Genomic DNA, 19,637 nt, shown 5'->3' on the forward strand with positions numbered 1-19,637 from the left:
GGAGAGATGAACATGCCATTCATTACAGAAGTTTATGCTCGTGAAGTACTAGATTCACGTGGTAACCCAACAGTTGAAGTTGAAGTTTACACTCAATCTGGTGCATTTGGTCGTGCCCTTGTGCCAAGCGGTGCATCTACTGGTGAATACGAAGCGGTAGAACTTCGTGACGGAGATAAAAGCCGTTATTTAGGAAAAGGTGTTCTAAAAGCGGTTGAAAACGTAAACGAAGTTATCGCTCCAGAAATCGTTGGTTTTGATGTAACAGACCAAGTAGGTATCGACAAAGCGTTAATCGAGCTTGATGGTACAGAAAATAAAGGAAAACTAGGTGCGAACGCGATCCTTGGAGTATCCATGGCAGTTGCGCGCGCTGCAGCTGACTACTTAGGTGTTGAGCTGTATCAATACTTAGGTGGATTCAACGCAAAACAACTTCCTGTACCAATGATGAACATCTTAAACGGTGGTGCTCACGCAGATAACAACGTGGACATCCAAGAGTTCATGATCATGCCTGTTGGTGCACCAAACTTCCGTGAAGCGCTTCGTATGGGCGCAGAAATCTTCCACAACTTAAAAGCAGTATTGAAAGAAAAAGGTTACAACACTGCAGTTGGTGACGAAGGTGGATTTGCTCCAAACTTAAAATCGAATGAAGAAGCGCTTCAAACAATCATCGAAGCGATTGAACGTGCTGGTTATAAGCCTGGCGAAGAGGTAATGCTAGCGATGGACGTAGCCTCTTCTGAGCTTTACAACAAAGAAGACGGTAAATATCACCTTGCTGGCGAAGGCGTTGTCAAAACGTCTGAAGAAATGGTTGACTGGTATGAAGAGCTTGTTTCTAAATACCCAATCATCTCTATTGAAGACGGTCTAGATGAAAACGATTGGGACGGTCACAAACTCCTAACTGAGCGCATTGGTCACAAAGTACAACTTGTTGGTGACGACTTATTCGTAACAAATACGAAGAAACTTGCAGAAGGTATTGAAAAAGGTGTAGGAAACGCAATCCTTATCAAAGTGAACCAAATTGGTACACTTACTGAAACATTCGATGCGATTGAAATGGCAAAACGTGCTGGCTATACAGCTGTTATCTCTCACCGCTCTGGTGAAACAGAAGATAGCACAATTGCGGATATTGCGGTGGCAACAAACGCTGGTCAAATCAAAACAGGTGCACCATCTCGTACAGACCGCGTAGCGAAATACAACCAATTACTTCGCATTGAAGACCAATTAGCAGACACTGCGCAATACCTTGGTATTAAAGCTTTCTATAACTTAAAGAAATAATCGGTTTAACCGGTGAATGAGGCGCACAAGATGTTAAAATCATCTTGTGTGCTTTTTGTTTAATTTGAATATCTGGATCGAAATTTTTAACTTCTCTTCCGGATACTTTCCGTTTGAACAATTTTACTTTATGTTTGACACAAATTACTTTCAGTTCTGTAAATTTTACTTTATGTTTGGCACAAATTACTTTCAGTTCCGCAAATTTTACTTTCTGTTTGATTTAGCCGACAAATGTCAACAAACAGTCACGGATTAAAGTCTCGTAAGGTTGGCAGATTTTGTTGAGAAAAAGTTTGAATTGTGTTACATTAAAAGTATTGTGATGTTCGTTGCAGGAGGTGGGACTAATGCATACATTCTTAATCGTCTTATTGGTCATCGTATCCATCGCCCTTATTGCGGTCGTTTTATTACAATCAGGAAAAAGTGCTGGACTTTCTGGTGCCATCTCTGGAGGCGCAGAACAGCTTTTCGGTAAACAAAAAGCGCGCGGAATTGATTTAGTACTTCATCGAATTACGATTGTTTTATCCGTTCTATTTTTTGTATTAACGATTGCTGTGACGTATTTTTCATTGTAAAAACACACAATGGATATCCTGACCACATTCGGTCAGGTTTTTCTTTTTTATCGTGAGAAAATTTGAGCAATTGCGAGAAAATAAACCATATCGAAAGGAGTTTTTGTCATGAAAAAAGTCGCACCAAAACCGTTTACGTTTGAAAGCGGTCCTCGTGCCGTTTTACTTCTACATGGATTTACTGGTAGCTCTGCCGATGTTCGTATGCTTGGTCGCTTTTTAGAAAAAAAAGGATATACGTGCCATGCGCCACAATACAAAGGTCATGGCGTGCCACCAGAAGAATTAGTACATACGGGACCGGAAGATTGGTGGCAAGACGTCATGGAAGGATACGAGTTTTTAAAGAGCAAAGGATATGATGAAATTGCGGTCGCAGGATTATCACTCGGAGGGGTATTTTCGTTAAAATTAGGTTACACTGTACCTGTAAAGGGAATTATTCCAATGTGTGCCCCGATGTACATTAAAAGCGAAGAGGTGATGTACGAAGGGGTGCTAGCGTATGCTCGTGAATATAAAAAGTTTGAAGGAAAATCACCAGAGCAAATAGAACAAGAAATGGAAGAGTTTAAGAAAACACCGATGAAAACGCTAAAGGCATTACAGCAATTAATTGCCGACGTACGTCAAAATGTCGATATGATTTATGCACCAACGTTTGTCGTACAAGCCCGTCACGATAACATGATTAATACGGATAGTGCCAATATTATATATAACGAGGTCGAGTCGGACGTGAAGGAGCTGAAATGGTACGAAGAGTCCGGACACGTCATTACGCTCGACAAAGAAAAGGAACAACTACATGAAGATATTTATCAATTTTTAGAACGTCTTGATTGGAACGTGTAGGGGAAATAAAGGAGGAATTTTCCATGGAGAATAAATTAAAGCAGCACGTTGAAAAGCTTCTTCATTATATGAAGGACGAAGCGTATAAGCCGCTCACCGTTCAAGAACTAGAAGAAGCTTTTGGCATAGAAGATTCGGCTGCGTTTAAAGAATTTGTCAAGGCACTCGTATATATGGAAGAGAAGGGGTTAGTGGTTCGGACGAGAAGCAATCGGTACGGATTGCCGGAAAAAATGAATTTAATCCGTGGTAAACTGACAGGACATGCGAAAGGATTTGCTTTTGTCGTGCCGGACGATCCAAATTTAGATGATATATTTATTCCTCCGAATGAGACGAACGATGCCATGCACGGGGACCATGTGCTCGTTCGTGTTTCTAGCGAAAGCTCCGGGGCACGCCGCGAAGGTACGGTCGTCCGCATCCTAGAGCGTGGCATAAAAGAAGTCGTTGGTACGTATACCGAAAGTAAATACTTTGGGTTTGTCATTCCGGACGATAAAAAGCTCGCTAGTGATATTTTTATCCCGAAAAATGCGAATATGGGTGCGGTCGAAGGACATAAAGTGGTCGTAAAAATTACCACCTACCCAGAAGGTCGAAAAAGTGCAGAGGGAGAAGTTATTAAAATATTAGGACATAAAAACGATCCTGGGGTAGACATTTTATCGATTATTCATAAACATGGGTTACCGCAATCATTTCCGGACGATGTGATGAAACAAGCAAATGAGACGCCAGATACGATTTCTGAAGAGGAAATTGCCAATCGTCGGGATTTACGTAATGAAATGATTGTGACAATTGACGGAGCTGATGCAAAAGACTTAGACGATGCGGTAACGGTCAAAAGGTTAGAGAACGGAAACTATAAGCTCGGCGTTCATATTGCGGATGTAAGTTACTACGTCAAAGAAGGCTCGCCTATTGATAGGGAAGCGTTTGAACGAGGAACGAGCGTTTATTTAGTCGACCGTGTGATTCCGATGATTCCACACCGCTTATCGAACGGTATTTGTTCATTAAATCCAAAGGTCGATCGGCTTACGCTTTCTTGTGAAATGGAAATCGATCCACAAGGTGAAGTAATTCATCACGAAATTTTCCAAAGTGTCATTAAAACAACGGAACGGATGACGTATTCCGATGTGAATAAAATTTTAGTCGACAAAGACGAAGAACTGCGTAAAAAATATGAACCGCTCGTACCGATGTTCGAATTAATGGAAGAGCTAGCTTCCATTCTTCGAGACAAGCGAATGAAACGCGGTGCGATTGATTTTGATTTTAAAGAAGCGAAAATCATTGTGAATGAAGAAGGAAAACCAACCGATGTCGTTATTCGGGAACGATCGGTTGCCGAACGTCTCATTGAAGAGTTTATGTTAATTGCGAACGAGACGGTGGCTGAACATTTTCATTGGTTGGACGTTCCGTTCATCTACCGGATCCACGAAGACCCGAAAGAAGACAAGTTGCACCGGTTCTTTGAATTTATTACGAATTTCGGCCTTGTTGTTAAAGGAACAGCCAACTCGGTGCATCCACGCGCGTTACAGGAAATTCTAGAAGCGGTGGAAGGAAAACCGGAAGAAATGGTCGTTTCGACGGTGATGCTTCGTTCCATGCAGCAAGCGAAGTATGACCCAGAAAGCGTAGGCCACTTCGGGTTATCAACCGATTTTTATACCCACTTTACGTCACCAATTCGTCGCTATCCAGACTTAATTGTCCATCGTCTCATTCGGACGTATTTAATTGAAGGAAAAATGGATGAAGCAACCCGGGCGAAATGGGAGCAACAACTTCCAGAAATAGCGCAACATTCGTCCCAAATGGAACGAAGGGCGGTTGATGCGGAACGCGAAACAGACGAGCTGAAAAAAGCGGAATTTATGGAAGATAAAATTGGTCAAGAGTTTGAAGGTATTATTAGCTCCGTCACGAATTTCGGTATGTTTGTGGAACTGCCAAATACCATCGAAGGGCTTGTTCACGTCAGCTATATGACGGACGATTTTTACCGTTACGATGAACGCCACTATGCGATGATTGGAGAACGAACAGGTAACGTCTTCCGGATTGGTGATGAAATTACCGTTCGAGTTATCAATGTGAATAAAGAAGAACGGTCGATTGATTTTGAAATCGTCGGAATGAAAAACAATCGGAAAAAAGAGCGCAATGAAGAATTACGCGTTGTGAAAGCTAAAGAAAAGAAGAAAAAGCAAGGAAAAGAAGAGAAGAAGTCAAAAAAAGAGAAAAAGAAACAAAAATTTTACGAGCAAATTCCGAATAGTAAGCGAAGTAAAAAACGAAGAAAGAAAGGATAACAAGAGGTTAGAGGTTTTTACTTCTAACCTCCTCCTTTCCTGTGTATAATAGTAGGCGATGCGGTAAGAAGGGGGATTTGTGATGCCAAAGGGAGCAGGAAAAGTGATTGCGCAGAACAAAAAAGCCCATCACGATTATTTTATCGAAGAAACGTACGAAGCCGGAATTGTTCTTCAAGGGACGGAGATTAAGTCGATTCGTGCGGGGCGTGTCAACTTAAAAGACGCGTTTGCGAAAATTCAAAAAGGGGAAGTATTTTTACACAACATGCACATTAGTCCGTACGAACAAGGAAACCGTTACAATCATGATCCATTGCGCACACGAAAATTATTACTTCACCGAAAAGAAATAAATAAGTTAATCGGGGAAACGAAGGAAAAAGGATATTCTCTTGTTCCGTTGAAGTTATATATCAAAGATGGATATGCGAAAGTGTTAATCGGCCTTGCGAAGGGTAAGAAAAAATACGACAAACGTGAAGACTTGAAGAAAAAAGCCGCCCAACGCGAAATCGAAAAAGCATTCAAAGAGCGTCAGCGTGGGTACTAACAGTATTTAACAATTGCAAAACTGGCTTCATGTGATATAATATTAATTGTCTTCACTCATGAAGCCAAGCACTTAAGTTTCATTTACCTCGTCTCTAACACGGGGACGTTACGGATTCGACAGGGGTAGATCGAGCTTAAGTTGCGAGCCGGAGGGATCGTCTCCGTCATCAACGTCACCTAAATATAACTGGCAAAGAAAACTACGCTTTAGCTGCTTAATTAACGCAGCTAGCTCCTCCTTCCATCGCCCATGTGGAAGTGTAGGGGTTCAACCAAGTGGGCTACGCCGGATTCCGCCGCCTGAGGATGAAGGAAGAGACCAATCAGGCTAGCTGGTCGGACGCCTGTCGGTAGGCAGAAGATGCAGCGAAAAATAATATACCGACTACGCTCGTAGACGCTTAAGTGGCGATATCTCTGGACGTGGGTTCGACTCCCACCGTCTCCACCAAAATACATAATTGGTGGTTACTTACGATATTGTTACTTGAAGCATAATTTTGCTGAAACGGCAACGATATGCTTCCAAATACTAACGGCAATAATATACTTCAAAACAGAAAAGTACCTCGTTTTAATGAACCATAACCCGAATTATGGACACTAAATAAAAAAGTGCCCTAATTCGGGTTTTTTATGTCTTTAGATGCAAAACCCGTTAATAAAGGCATTAGATGAACGGAGGATAACCATTAACAGGAAGTTATGTTCGGAGTTTTAAATAAAAGAATTGGAGAAGAACCCTCATGTGGTGCGGGGGTTCGGAACGTTTTAAACCTTTAGAGTAAAAGCAGTGAAGGAGTATCAGAACGTCAAACTTACCAAATCTTATATCCGGAAAAAAAAGTAGTGGCAGCAACTATTTCGAATGTTTAGGTTTTATAAATTACATTATTAATCCTTAATACACCAGTCTTGGCAAGGATATGCTTCAAAGTGTGGCAAAAATATGGTTTAAGTTACAGATATGATCAAGGACTTACCGATAGCGGTGAGTCCTTTTTGATTTTCTAGAGTATATTACTTCTCTATCTAAGGCAGCTTTTTGTATTAAAATGAATTAACCATGGAAGGTAAAAATATAAATACAAAATAGAAAAGGAGGCGCACCTATTGGCAACGCCTCCTGTATAATTAGTTTTCTAAGAAATATTTTTCAATATCGTCTAACATTAAGTTAGCTGCTAATACACCACCAGCTGTATTCCAAATGGTGTCGCTTACTTTGTATACTTTTCCTTGTTTAGCCACATTTAAGTTTTGGAATAATGGATCGTTAATCCAATCTTCTTCAACCTTTAAGGCTTCCCCGTCACCAGTTTCATAAGTGAAGTAGAAGAGAATGTCCCCATCCATTGCCGGGATGCGTTCTTTTGTTACGCCTTTTTCTGCAAAGTCATTAACGTCTTGTGATTCCGGGCGGGCAAAGCCTAATTGATCTAAAATCACGCCAGAGAAAGAGTCTTTATGGTAAATACGTACGTCACCAGCCAAGAAGCGTACGATGGAGACTTTCATATTTAATTTATCTCCTAATTTTTCCTTTAATTCTTCAATACGATTGTTGTATGCATTCATAACCTCTTGGCCTTTTTCTTCTTTATTAACAGCTTTTGCATATAGCATAAAGTTTTCTTTCCAGTCGCCTTTTAATGTTTCGGCAAAAACAGTTGGAGCAATGGTACTTAATTGCTCATAAATTTGCTCTTGACGTAACTTGTTTCCAATAATTAAATCTGGTTTTAATGCTGCAATCGCTTCTAAGTTAGGTTCGCTCTCTGTACCAACATCTTTTACGCCTTCCATTTGATCTTTAATATGGTCATACCAAGGGTCTCCAGTCCAAGATTGAACCGCACCAACCGGTTTCACACCTAATGCTAATAAAGCTTCCGTTCCTTCGTTTGTTAAAATAACGACACGCTCTGGTGTACCTTTAATTTCTGTAGTACCCATCGCATGCTCAACTGTGTAAGCAGTTGTTTCTTCCGTTTTTGCTTCATCTTTATTAGACTCCGTCTCTTCTTTTTGAGCGCCGCCGCAACCGGCAAGTACGAAGAGAAGAGCAAAAACAAGGGATGCTAAAAAAGTAAATTTATTTTGTTTATGCATTATGTATTCCCTCCATCATGTGATAATAATTTTCATTTACGAATATGATAATACTGCTAATGAGAATCATTGTCAATATAAAAATGAAAATGATTTTCAATATTATTGACATTGATAGTCATTATTACATAGACTTAAAGTTGGAAACTTAATAATTAAAGGAGAAGCTATCAAACATGGTTCTGAATACTACTGGGAGACGAACCGCAGGGTTGATCATTTTTTCTTTCTTATTAATAGGTTTTATGTGTATGAGCATTGTCTATGGCTATACCGATACAAGCTGGAAAACAGCTATTGAAGCTTTTACCAATCCTAATGGCTCGAACGAGCATATTATCATTGAAACCGTACGGCTGCCAAGAGCACTGATTGCCGCCGCTGTTGGTGCGAGTTTGGCAATAGCGGGTGCGCTTATGCAAGCTCTGACGAAAAATCCACTTGCTTCACCAGGATTATTCGGGATAAATGCGGGTGCAGGTTTTTTCATTGTATTATTTGTAAGTATATTTCATGTTAGTTCCTTACAAATGTTCACTTGGCTTGCATTTCTTGGTGCTGCGCTTGCGTCATTAATTGTATTTATCATTGGTTCTATCGGACGTGAGGGAATGACGCCGCTAAAGTTGACATTAGCTGGAGCTGCTGTAGCAGCATTATTTTCTTCCTTAACACAAGGTTTGTTAGTAGCAAATGAAACAGCGCTGGAGCAAGTGTTATTTTGGCTTGCAGGTTCCGTTTCTGGCAGAAAGCTTGAAATGTTAGTACCAGTATTACCATATTTGTTAATTGGATGGATTGCCTCTTTTGCTTTTGCACGAAAGGTGAACGTATTGACGATGGGCGATGATGTGGCAAAAGGGCTGGGGCAACGGACCGAGCTCGTTAAACTTGGGATTACTCTAATAGTAGTTTTATTAGCAGGGGGGGCTGTAGCAGTAGCCGGACCAATCGGATTTATCGGTATCGTTGTTCCTCATCTAGCTCGAGCATTAGTCGGAATTGATCATCGCTGGCTGCTTCCATATTGTGGTCTTCTAGGAGGAATTTTATTAATCGCAGCAGATATTGCGGCACGATACATCATTATGCCTCAGGAAGTGCCGGTTGGGGTAATGACGGCATTTATCGGTACGCCATTTTTCATCTATATTGCCCGTAGGGGGATATTAGCAAAATGAGAAAGTATATACCGTTTCGATTGGGAAATACCATTTCATTTTTAATAGATAAAAATGCATTAATTACTAGTTTCCTATTATTATTAGGTGTGTTAGTAACATTTATCATTAGTACAGGCAGCGGAGAAATGTATATTTCACCGTTAAAAGTGGTGAAGACGTTATTTGGAAATGGGTCAGAAATGGAACAAATTGTCATATATTCATTTCGATTGCCACGAATCGTAACTGCTCTTTTAGTTGGAATGTCCTTAGCGGTAGCTGGTGCGATACTGCAGGGAATGATTCGCAATCCATTAGCTTCACCAGATATTCTCGGGATGACTGCAGGAGCCTCCCTATTGGTAGTTCTCTTCTTTGCGATTTTTAGTGATAAAAATAATTCTTTGATCATCAGTATACATTGGCTGCCGCTTGGAGCATTTATCGGCGCTACCATTGCCGCTATACTTGTATATATCCTTGCTTGGAAAAACGGGATTGTTCCGATGCGGCTTGTCTTAATCGGAATTGGTATAACTGCATTAATGCAAGCAGGTACAACCCTTTTTATGATACTGGGCCCGATCTATCGCGCAAGCCAAGCGAATATTTGGATTACCGGCACTGTATACGGAGCCACATGGAAAAATATTGCTATATTAGCGCCGTGGACGATTCTTCTTTTACTTATTAGTTTTGTTTCTGCAAGAAAGCTGAACATTCAAGAGCTGGGAGATGAAATTGCGTTAGGAGCAGGTGTGTTGCTTCAAAGACAAAGAGTTTTCTTATTATTGTTGAGTACGGCATTAACGGGCGGTGCAGTCGCTTTTGCAGGAGGAATCGGCTTTGTCGGTCTTATGGCACCTCACATGGCGAGGAGACTAGTAGGTTCATCGTTTGGGGCGTTGTTGCCTGTTTCCGCTCTTCTTGGTGCCATATTGGTAATGGCAGCTGATTTATTTGGGCGTACTTTATTTGCACCATTGGAAATCCCGGCTGGTGTATTTACTGCGGCTATCGGCGCTCCATACTTTATTTATTTGCTTTATAAAAGCAGAAATTCATAGCGAGGTGCAAAACAAATGGATGCTTTGGAAACGAAATCTCTTACATTGTCCTATGGAAATACGATCATCATTAATGAGCTCGACTTAAAAATTCCTAAAGGGGAAATCACCGTCTTTATTGGCGGAAATGGGTGCGGTAAATCGACATTGCTTCGTTCGTTAGCTCGACTTTTGAAGCCGATGAATGGCACCGTTCTGTTAGAGGGCAAAGAGATTAGTAAATTATCAACGAGAGAAGTAGCGAAGAAATTGGCCATTCTTCCACAATCTCCTACAGCTCCAGAAGGATTGACGGTGCTGCAGCTTGTTAAACAAGGACGTTATCCATATCAGAACTGGTTTAAACAATGGTCGGAAGATGACGAGAAAAAGGTACAATTTGCATTAGAAGTAACGGGTATGAAGGAATTGGCTGAACGACAAGTCGACTCGCTTTCTGGAGGACAACGCCAACGTGCTTGGATTGCCATGACTCTTGCACAAGATACAGACATTATTTTATTAGATGAACCAACTACTTATTTAGATATGACGCATCAAATCGAAATTCTTGATCTGTTATTTGAGCTAAACGAAAAAGAAAAGCGAACGATTATCATGGTGCTTCATGATTTAAATCTCGCTTGTCGTTATGCACATCATATTGTTGCGATTCGTGATAAAAAAATCTATGCTCAAGGCAAGCCTGAAGATATTATTACTTGTCAATTAGTAAAAGACGTATTTCAAATGGACTGCCAAGTAACGCATGATCCGCTCTTTGGTACACCGTTATGTATTCCGTATGGTAGAGGAAGATGTATTTTACAAAAGGAAGGCGTTTCATAGTGCTTATTTCAGAACAAGAAATAAAAGAACTAAAAAAATATCGTCTTTCGACCGATCGAAGTGATTCAGTATTATCTGTTCGCGCCGATCAATTGATGAAACAAGACTCGTTGGCTGCATACTTAAGAATGGTGCAACAAAAAATGGATATTCCGAATTTACCTACCACAGCATCCATGTTGATGAAACGCTATAGCTTTTTAGTTGTCATGACACTTTATGCGATGTCCATCTGGGATAAACGGCTACATATTCAACCAGAGAATGTATGGTTAGAAACGGATGATGTATCAGAAAAATGGCTGCCTACATTTCGACTTGACAAGTTAGAATGCAGCCAGCTAGACTCCGATCGACAACAATGGCGCTGTGAAACAATCCGGATTCTCTTTGCAAATCATATACATCCTCTGATTGAACTTCTCTTTCAGACAACAAAGCTGTCTAAGCTCATACTCTGGGAAAATGTAGCCATCTATGTTTTCTGGTTGTATGAAACCCTTTTAGCAGATGAACAATATACTCATATGACTGAAAAGCTTCTTGAAGACTTTCATTTTGTCATTCAAGAGGCACGAGGAGAACTTTTTGGGGGATATCAAAACAATCCATTGTCACGTTTTTGGAAAGACAAAACTTATTCAATCCCCCACCAAAAAAACATTCGTATTCGTACAACCTGTTGTTTGTACTATCAAACAACTAAAGATGGCTCTCGTTGTTTATCTTGTCCGCTTCTGTGTAAATCCTAAAATGTTAAACATTCTAAGGTTGATGATTTAAATCGTATATGTATATTTAGTCATCAGCACATTTTTTCACACCTGCTTTTCCGTTGCAGATAGCCATCTTCCAAATTTAACTCTCTATTTAACAAAAGTTCCATCTCTTCCAAATCTTCTCGTAACACAACCGGGTCTTTGTCTGACCAGTTTACTTGATAGACAAAGTAGTAATCTTTAATGGGTCTAAAAACAACAACCGAATGAGGAAATTTGGAAAAATGTGCTTTAATATTGTATTTTCTTGTATACGTCCAATCTAACAATTCCATATCATCACCTATGTACATTTGTAGAGAATTTTTTGAGCCGATGCAAGTAAAATTTGTTTTTATTAATTGTAGGTATGTAGATTCAAAGAAAAAAGGACTCTCTTTTGTTCGCCCATTGACTGACAAAAGAGAGTCCTTTTCTTAATGTTACTTTTCTTTATTTGGATGCAAATACCGGCGATCTTTCATAAATAACCGCCAAAAATAGATAAATCCAGGAAACAAAATTGAAAAACCGACAATATAGGTCACAAACAAAGCTCGAAATGTATTCGGATGAGTGAAGGCTGATTGAATCGTAATGTCGGGATAAATCATATACGGTAAATGAGCTTTTCCATACGCATAGCTGGCGAAAAAATATTGCAATACAATTGCCACAACAGCTAGTCTCGGCCATCCCAATTGCTGTTTATTTTTCCGGGAAGGGAGAAACAAGGCTCCTCCAGCAATAAAAAACATCGCAACGGAAGCGAACAACCACGGCCAATAGTTCATCATCCCTTCGAAGAGCCACCGGGCTTCCACACGCATCGTGATCATAATCAATATCGACATCACTAATGCCAATGGGCCAATGAGAAGAGCGTCCCGACGATATATGTTATACGCTTCTTGTTCATTCGCTTCATTGGAGTAATCCGCTAGTAAAAGGGAGGATAGAAACAGGGTGCTTGTGATCGCAAAACCAATAAACGCATATTCGTGGGGGCTTGTAAACAAATAATCTAAGCGAAGTCTAACGATGCCGTTTACAGTTTCAATATAAGAACCATGTGTAATCGGTAAGACGCTGATGAGCAGGGCAGGAATAAGTAGCCCGCTTATGCCAGAGATATAGACGAGTATTTTTTCATATTTTGGCGCCAAATGGGAAAACACAAGAAATGCGCTCCGAATCGCGAGCAATAATAAGATGATGCTACCCGGGATTAACAACACCGTTCCAAGCGTATACGTCGCCCCCGGGAAAAAACTAACAAGGGCGACGACAATCGCGACAATAAATACATTGGTCACTTCCCATGTAGGAGATAAGTAACGGTTAGCAATTTTCGTTGCATTTGTTTGCGGTCGATTCATATACAACATGGACCAAAAGCCAGCCCCGAAATCCATCGTGGCCATCACGGCGTAAATAAAAATAAATCCCCATAAAATTGAGATGGCAATCAGTTCATCCGTCATAAGCTTCTCCTCCTATCCTTGTAGAGTTTGTTCCCTGTTTCCAAGCAATTCGTGTTCTAGAGCATGTCGTCGGAAATAACTATTGAGCACAAGGACAACAGCCACTAGTAAAAAGACGTAAATCGCCGTAAATAAAATAAAGAGTGTTCCTAAATTGGTAGATTGGGTTACCGCTTCTTCCGTGGTCATCATGTGATAAATGACCCACGGTTGTCGACCTGTACAGGCAAACACCCAACCAAACTCAATCCCGAGCATTGCCAGCGGCCCTGCTGTGACGGCGGTCCACATAAACCATTTTGGAAAGTCGATTGTTTTACGAATTTTGTTCCATACAAAGCCGACGACGGAAAGAAGGAGAAGAAACATTCCAATACCAACCATTGCATTAAATAAAGTATGAACGATAAGTGGTGGCCACCATTCTTCCGGAAAATCATTCAGTCCCACTACAACCGTATCGAAACTGTTTCCAGCCAAAAAGCTTAGTAGCCATGGAATTTCAATGCCCCATTTGACCGTTTGTGTTTCTCGGTCCGTAAACCCACCAATAACGAGTGGAGCATGGGATTGTGTTTCAAACAAACCTTCCGCAGCCGCTAATTTTTCCGGTTGATATTCATGAAGCAATTGAGCGGACTCGTGTCCGTTAATAGCTGTTAACAGAGAAAAAATTCCTCCGATTGTTAATCCGAGCATGAGCGCTTTTTTATGAAATAAACGAACGCGTTCTTGATGACGGCTTTTCAGCATTTTAAAGGCAGCAATTGAGGCAATCGCGAATGCTCCTGTCATATATGCGGAGACAACGACATGACCAGCAGTAACAAAAAAGCTTGGATTAAAAAACGCCTTCCAGGGGTCGACATCGACAATTTCCCCATTTTCGATACGAAAGCCGGTCGGTGTTCCTTCAAATGCATGGACGTTTGTAATTAAAATGGCAGATGCTACGGCACCTATGGCGACGAACGTGACGCTCACGATGCGCATAGTTGGAGAAATCCTATCAGCTGCATAGACGTAAATGGACATAAATAGTGCTTCGATAAAAAAGGCATATATTTCAATCTGAAAAGGAAGCGACATCACTTTTCCGACAACTTCCATAAATCCAGGCCAAAGCAACGATAACTGCACACCAGCAATCGTTCCCGATGGAATTGCGATACCAAGAAGGATCGCTAACGCTTTTGTCCATCGATTTGCCATAAGGGCATAATCGCGATCTTTTGTTTTTTGATACATAAGCTCAGCAAATAAAATCATGAGCGGAATACCCACACCTAATGTTGCGAAAATAATATGAAACGCCATCGTCGTCCCAAACAAAGTTCTCGCCGTAAGAAGATGATCCATGAATCCAATCCCCACCTTTCCCTTTTAACCAACATCGTATAGTAGTTTGACTTCAAAAAAGGGAAAATATGTATACGTCAAATGTTTTTAGCAAAAAAGGATAAAAAATCAAAAATAGGGACAGTCCCTCAGTACGTTAACGTACTGAGGGACTGTCCCGCGATGCTTTAAAGGGATAAATTACTCTTTGTTTGACCAATCGCACTAATAACAGCACCAATGGCTTGTATCCAGCTACCGATGAAGTCTAATGTTTGACCATTTTTCCCTTTTCGGTTAGCGTTTGTTGAGAGTGCTTGGAGTGAGTTTCCGATGGCTTGTAGTAAATTTCCGTATATAGCATACAGTCCATTGTATGATGGCTCCTGTTCTATGGCATATACAAATACAAGTCCTCCACCGAGAGCTTGAAGTAAATTTCCTTTTGTCGAAAGTTCTTTTTCTGTCGTTTCATGACCACTTAATAGTCCGATTAAAACGGTCGAATTACCAATGGACTGAATCATATTTCCAAGTTTATTTAAATTATATTTTTCTGCATCGGCTTCTAAGGCATTCCCAGTTGCTTGAAGCACATTTCCCAATATATCCAAATCATTACGTGTAGCTTCACGAAGTGTTGTTGACGGAGTACTAGCAATGGCCGAAAGGATGGTACCGATTGCTTGAATCCAAGCACCAAACACAGCCTTTTCTTTGTTGTTCATGAAAAGACCACCTGTCAAATCATTACACATCAGTGTATTCAATTAGACTGTGGTTGGTGAGCCTTTATTATCTGTACGGTAATGTATCTAAACTTCTTGAAAATACGTATTTAGTAGACATATCCATCCATTTTTTTGTGAAAAAATATCCTATCGGTGCATAACCAATTTTCAAAGTTTTTAAGAAAATCGGAAACAACAAAGGAACGAAATATAAAATGTCATTTTAATATTAAATAGAGCCCTCTTGTAATGAGCAAGAGGGCTAGACTTCCATTAAAGCTCAACGAGAGGAAACGATAAAATCACCGTTGTTCCTTTTCCTTCTTCACTTTGAATGTCCATCGTTCCATCATGGAGATTGACGATTTCTTTCACAATGGAAAGACCGAGTCCAGTTCCACCAGTTTTTCGAGAACGCGACTTATCGGTTCGGTAAAAACGTTCCCCGATTCGGTCTAAATCTTGTTTAGGAATACCAATTCCGTGGTCCCGAATTGTTAATTCCGCTTGATTGTCTTGTTGAATCAAACGAATATGAATCGTTCCGTGATCATAAGAATATTTGATGGCGTTGTCAATAACGTTATAAAGAACTTGCTGTAAGCGATTCAAGTCTCCTAGGATGATCACTTCATCGTCTAAATCGGTTTTTACGATAATATTTCTCATCGTAAGTGACGGAGTAAACAGCTCCAGCGAATCTAAAATCAATTGTGAAAAGGCAATGGGCTCTTTTTGAAGCGTTAAGTTAGGGTCTTCTAATTGATTTAATTGTAGTAAGTCGTGAATGAGCTTTTGCATCCGTTTCGCTTCTTTATCAATCAGCTGTAGGTGATTTTTGGCCTCTACTTTTAATTCATATGCTTCATCTAGTAAAAGCCGGGTATACCCTCCAATATACGTGAGCGGCGTTCTTAGTTCATGCGCCACATTGGCTAAAAATTCTTTCTTACGCTCATCTTGTTTTTCAAGCGACTCGGTCATTTTATTAAAGGCTGTGGCTAATTCGCCAATTTCATCGGATGTTTCCACCTGTATCCTTTTTGAGAAGTTTCCACGCCCGACTTCTTTGGCAAATTCTCGCATCATTCGTATCGGATTAAAAATAGACCGAACAAAATAATTTACTATTATATATAAGACGATGAAAAAGAAGGTTCCCGTAATCACTAAAACAGGAATTCCTTTACGAAACACTTCGGGGATTTCGGCTAACGGAACATAAATATAAATGAAGCCGATTAATTGTTCTTCATGGGTTAATGGAAAAATCGCTCCGACAATATTCCGCTTAAATTCGTGTACGTATCCTTCTTTCAATACATATTGACCGTTTAATAATTTCTGTTCATCCGCATCACTTAACAGATGTTCATAATCAATTCGATAAGGAAAATATTGATCTAATTCTTCTAATTGATCCACGGCAATGACTTCGTATGAGGAGATAACGTTATACCAGTCGATTTTTTCTTTAATGTCACCACTAAGGGACCCGTAATGAAAATGAGCGGCGGTTCGTTGTCCTTCGTTAACAAGCCGTTCTTTTACGCTACGAATGTATAAATCTTTATATAAAAAGTGAATGAACAAAAACGAAAAGAGGATGGAAAAGATAAAACTAAAAAGAAAAAGTGTTAACACTTTTTGACTAATAGAAAGCTTCTTTATCTTCACGTTCACTTTGGCACCTCAAACTTATACCCTAGTCCCCATACTGTTTCAATAAGATGACCATGCTCTTTTAATTTCAATCGAATGGTTTTAATATGCGTATCCACTGTTCGCTCACTTCCTTCATAAGCTGGCCCCCAAATGTGATCGAGCAATTGGCGACGGGAAAAAACGGTCCCCTTATTTTTCGCTAAAAACAACAACAAGTCAAATTCTTTTTGGGTGAATGCTAGCTTTCTTCCTTCAACAGTAACAACTCGTCCTTGTAAGTCTATTTGTAAAGGTCCATATGTTACGACTTGATTCTTGTTTTCATGTTGCCGTGTTCTTCGAAAAATGACTTCCATCCGAGCTAATAGTTCAGCGGGATTAAAAGGCTTAACCATGTAATCATCTCCACCTAGCTTTAAGCCTTTCACTTTATCTTCATCGTCCCCTTTAGCAGTTAAAAAAATAACTGGGATATCGAGGTGAAAATAATTGCGCATTTCTTTAACTAACGAAAAACCATCGAGATACGGCATCATGACATCGACAATCAGCATATCTGGATGCTCATGTTTTACTAAGTTGAGAGCCTCCATTCCGTCTTTTGCTTCCAAACATGTATAGCCTTCTCGATTTAAAAATGTTTTTATAAGTTCCCTCATTTGGTCTTCATCATCGACAATTAGTACTTTTAGTGAATTCAATGTTACTAACTCCTTTTTTGCCTTTATGTTATTCCTTCTATAGCCATTCTATATAATTATAAAACGAAATTATGAAGTATGTTTGAAGTCTTCTAAGTAGAAACAAATACTTGTTTAAGAAACATCCGTTAATAATAAATTTTTTTAACCACTTTCACATCGAATGGAATTATATAAGAACCTCAGGACAATACTTAAAATAGGGTTCGGCTCAAGATTTTTTTATATATTAATTCTTCTAAATTTAGGCGGTGATAGTATAACAATACAAATATAATGATCATAATTTATTGGTTAATCTGTATAATGTTGTTAATCAATAATTAAGACACGTGTTAATAGCCTAACGTTTATTGAAAAGCGCACGATCACCTTTACAAAAACGACCATCCATTTCATTACCACATAAACTAAGGAGGTATATAATTATGAAAGCGCTTATATTCCGTGGACCAGGAAAGATCGAGTGGGGAGAGAAGGACAAGCCGACGATTCAGAAACCGACGGATGCAATTGTCAGAATCACAAAAACGACGATTTGCGGCACAGATTTGCATATTTTAGGTGGTGATGTACCAGCGGTAACGGACGGCCGAACCTTGGGACACGAAGGTGTTGGAATTGTAGAAGAAGTGGGCACGGATGTCAACAATTTCAAGCCAGGCGACAGAGTACTGATTTCTTGTGTCACTTCCTGTGGAAGATGTGATTATTGTAAAAAAGCGATGTACGCTCATTGTGAAAACGGCGGTTGGATTTTGGGGCACCTAATCGACGGTACCCAGGCGGAATACGTCCGCATCCCTTATGCTGATACAAGCCTGTATCACATTCCTCCGGGAAGCGAAGAGGAAGCACTAGTCATGTTAAGCGACATTTTTCCAACGGGTTTGGAAATCGGAGTGATTAACGGTGAAGTTCAGCCGGGGGATGTGGTCGCTATTGTCGGGGCCGGACCAGTCGGGATGGCGGTACTCTTGACAGCACAACTATATTCGCCAGCGGAGATCATCATGGTCGATCTTGACGACAATCGCTTGGAGCAGTCCAAAAAGTTCGGGGCGACCAAAACAGTTAACAGCTCCAAAGGAGATGCAGTTGAACAAGTGATGGAATTAACGGATGGAAAGGGTGTCGATGTAGCGATTGAAGCTGTCGGGTTCCCAGTGACTTTTGACATCTGTCAGCAAATCTTGAAGCCTGGCGGAAGGCTAGCCAATGTCGGTGTACACGGTAAGCCTGTTGATCTGCGCTTGGAACAATTGTGGCTCCGTAATGTCAAGATCACGACCGGTCTGGTAAGTACGAGCACGACACCGATGTTATTAAAGACAGTAAATTCTGGGAAGATCAAACCACAACAGTTGATCACCCACCGCTTTCCACTTGACCAGATCATGCAGGCGTACGATGTGTTTCGTAATGCTGCTAAAGAAAAAGCGATGAAAGTGATTTTATACAACGATTGACTCTATTGGTGGGTAAAGGAACGGTTTCAACATGTCCCTTTACAGAGATTGATGATAAATCCCTTGTCCATTACTGAGGGAAGGGGTTCAAATTCAGGCTATCACGCCAGCCCTACAATAAAAGTTGGTATAAACCAAATTTTCTGTAAATCGCAATTCTTTTTAGTTTCCGATAAAAAAAAAGACAGATAAAACATTTCATCTGTCTGTTTACAAATTTATGGCTTAATTTTTGAGTTTTAGGTACTATTAAGGTGAACTCCAGATTAAACCCACAATATATACCCATAAAACATATACTGTGACTGAAACTACATTTAGCCATATTGCCAGTTTAATCAACCATCCTGACTCTTTTGTCTTTTTTCCAATTAAACCAAGAGTTGCACCTATGAGCCATAAAAAGATCATAAGGTACCCGTTTGGATTTTTAGAAAATACAATCACGAATACACTTAAAATCCATGACACCAATGACAAATACTTAAACAAAACAACCCCCCTTTTTATTACTTTTAATGAAATATATAACAATAATAACATAAAATAAAAAAAGATGCTGAATTTGATTCAGCATCTTTTTATAAATTAAATCATTAACATAACCATCCACGTGGTTCGAAATAAGTGTTAATTTGAAGCCAACTCCAATAATCTTGATTTTGATATGGGTCAATACAATTAGCGAG

17 protein-coding genes and 1 other RNA gene are annotated in these 19,637 nt (G+C 40.0%); 11 read left to right on the plus strand and 7 right to left on the minus strand.

Annotation, left to right across the window (positions count from 1 at the left end; all coding sequences use genetic code 11):
- Positions 1 to 12 precede the first annotated feature (12 nt).
- The 6 genes from eno to ssrA all read left to right on the plus strand — a co-directional run bounded on the left by eno (position 13) and on the right by ssrA (position 6,083).
- A complete protein-coding gene (eno, locus tag H0Z31_02005; GenBank protein MBO8176208.1) occupies positions 13 to 1,305 on the plus strand; it encodes a phosphopyruvate hydratase in 1,293 nt (430 codons plus the stop codon).
- Positions 1,306 to 1,655: 350 nt separating this feature from the next.
- Positions 1,656 to 1,889 carry a preprotein translocase subunit SecG gene (secG, locus tag H0Z31_02010; GenBank protein ID MBO8176209.1) on the plus strand — a complete coding sequence of 78 codons (234 nt, stop codon included), beginning with the start codon at positions 1,656 to 1,658 and terminating at the stop codon, positions 1,887 to 1,889.
- Between the two features lie 108 nt (positions 1,890 to 1,997).
- Complete coding sequence (locus H0Z31_02015) at positions 1,998 to 2,744, plus strand: carboxylesterase (GenBank protein ID MBO8176210.1); 747 nt, start codon at positions 1,998 to 2,000, stop codon at positions 2,742 to 2,744.
- A gap of 23 nt (positions 2,745 to 2,767) precedes the next feature.
- Positions 2,768 to 5,077, plus strand: a complete 2,310-nt coding sequence (gene rnr, locus H0Z31_02020; protein MBO8176211.1) for a ribonuclease R — start codon at positions 2,768 to 2,770, stop codon at positions 5,075 to 5,077.
- Positions 5,078 to 5,159: 82 nt separating this feature from the next.
- Positions 5,160 to 5,630: an SsrA-binding protein SmpB gene (gene smpB, locus H0Z31_02025; protein MBO8176212.1), complete on the plus strand. Its 471-nt coding sequence runs from the start codon at positions 5,160 to 5,162 to the stop codon at positions 5,628 to 5,630.
- Between the two features lie 101 nt (positions 5,631 to 5,731).
- Positions 5,732 to 6,083: a transfer-messenger RNA gene (ssrA, locus tag H0Z31_02030) on the plus strand.
- A gap of 683 nt (positions 6,084 to 6,766) precedes the next feature.
- On the opposite strand, the gene H0Z31_02035 is transcribed toward ssrA, so the two are convergent.
- Positions 6,767 to 7,744 carry an iron-siderophore ABC transporter substrate-binding protein gene (locus H0Z31_02035; GenBank protein ID MBO8176213.1) on the minus strand — a complete coding sequence of 326 codons (978 nt, stop codon included), beginning with the start codon at positions 7,742 to 7,744 and terminating at the stop codon, positions 6,767 to 6,769.
- A gap of 176 nt (positions 7,745 to 7,920) precedes the next feature.
- Here H0Z31_02035 and H0Z31_02040 point away from each other — a divergent pair, with 176 nt between their 5' ends.
- The 4 genes from H0Z31_02040 to H0Z31_02055 are packed head-to-tail and all read left to right on the plus strand — an operon-like array spanning position 7,921 to position 11,554.
- Positions 7,921 to 8,925, plus strand: a complete 1,005-nt coding sequence (locus H0Z31_02040) for an iron ABC transporter permease (GenBank protein ID MBO8176214.1) — start codon at positions 7,921 to 7,923, stop codon at positions 8,923 to 8,925.
- Complete coding sequence (locus H0Z31_02045; protein ID MBO8176215.1) at positions 8,922 to 9,974, plus strand: iron ABC transporter permease; 1,053 nt, start codon at positions 8,922 to 8,924, stop codon at positions 9,972 to 9,974. The genes H0Z31_02040 and H0Z31_02045 overlap by 4 nt, the downstream gene beginning before the upstream one ends.
- 15 nt (positions 9,975 to 9,989) lie before the next feature.
- The gene (locus tag H0Z31_02050) at positions 9,990 to 10,802 is read left to right on the plus strand and encodes an ABC transporter ATP-binding protein (GenBank protein ID MBO8176216.1); all 813 of its coding nucleotides are present in this window, start codon (positions 9,990 to 9,992) and stop codon (positions 10,800 to 10,802) included.
- A complete protein-coding gene (locus H0Z31_02055) occupies positions 10,802 to 11,554 on the plus strand; it encodes a (2Fe-2S)-binding protein (protein ID MBO8176217.1) in 753 nt (250 codons plus the stop codon). Before H0Z31_02050 ends, H0Z31_02055 begins: the two co-directional genes overlap by 1 nt.
- A gap of 53 nt (positions 11,555 to 11,607) precedes the next feature.
- On the opposite strand, the gene H0Z31_02060 is transcribed toward H0Z31_02055, so the two are convergent.
- The 6 genes from H0Z31_02060 to H0Z31_02085 all read right to left on the minus strand — a co-directional run bounded on the left by H0Z31_02060 (position 11,608) and on the right by H0Z31_02085 (position 17,479).
- Positions 11,608 to 11,856 (minus strand): hypothetical protein, encoded by a 249-nt coding sequence (locus H0Z31_02060; GenBank protein MBO8176218.1) that lies wholly within the window; start codon positions 11,854 to 11,856, stop codon positions 11,608 to 11,610.
- A 147-nt stretch (positions 11,857 to 12,003) separates the two neighbouring features.
- On the minus strand, positions 12,004 to 13,044 hold the full coding sequence (locus tag H0Z31_02065) for a cytochrome d ubiquinol oxidase subunit II (protein MBO8176219.1): 1,041 nt from the start codon (positions 13,042 to 13,044) through the stop codon (positions 12,004 to 12,006).
- 12 nt (positions 13,045 to 13,056) lie between these two features.
- The gene (locus tag H0Z31_02070) at positions 13,057 to 14,403 is read right to left on the minus strand and encodes a cytochrome ubiquinol oxidase subunit I (protein ID MBO8176220.1); all 1,347 of its coding nucleotides are present in this window, start codon (positions 14,401 to 14,403) and stop codon (positions 13,057 to 13,059) included.
- Between the two features lie 167 nt (positions 14,404 to 14,570).
- Positions 14,571 to 15,110: a hypothetical protein gene (locus H0Z31_02075; protein MBO8176221.1), complete on the minus strand. Its 540-nt coding sequence runs from the start codon at positions 15,108 to 15,110 to the stop codon at positions 14,571 to 14,573.
- A gap of 276 nt (positions 15,111 to 15,386) precedes the next feature.
- Positions 15,387 to 16,790 (minus strand): HAMP domain-containing protein, encoded by a 1,404-nt coding sequence (locus tag H0Z31_02080; protein MBO8176222.1) that lies wholly within the window; start codon positions 16,788 to 16,790, stop codon positions 15,387 to 15,389.
- Between the two features lie 2 nt (positions 16,791 to 16,792).
- Positions 16,793 to 17,479: a response regulator transcription factor gene (locus tag H0Z31_02085; GenBank protein MBO8176223.1), complete on the minus strand. Its 687-nt coding sequence runs from the start codon at positions 17,477 to 17,479 to the stop codon at positions 16,793 to 16,795.
- Between the two features lie 428 nt (positions 17,480 to 17,907).
- On the opposite strand from H0Z31_02085, the gene H0Z31_02090 reads away from it, so the two are divergent.
- Complete coding sequence (locus tag H0Z31_02090) at positions 17,908 to 18,948, plus strand: zinc-dependent alcohol dehydrogenase family protein (protein ID MBO8176224.1); 1,041 nt, start codon at positions 17,908 to 17,910, stop codon at positions 18,946 to 18,948.
- The last annotated feature ends 689 nt before the right edge of the window (positions 18,949 to 19,637 follow it).

Source organism: Bacillus sp. (in: firmicutes) (assembly GCA_017656295.1).
Classification (GTDB): domain Bacteria; phylum Bacillota; class Bacilli; order Bacillales; family JACDOC01; genus JACDOC01.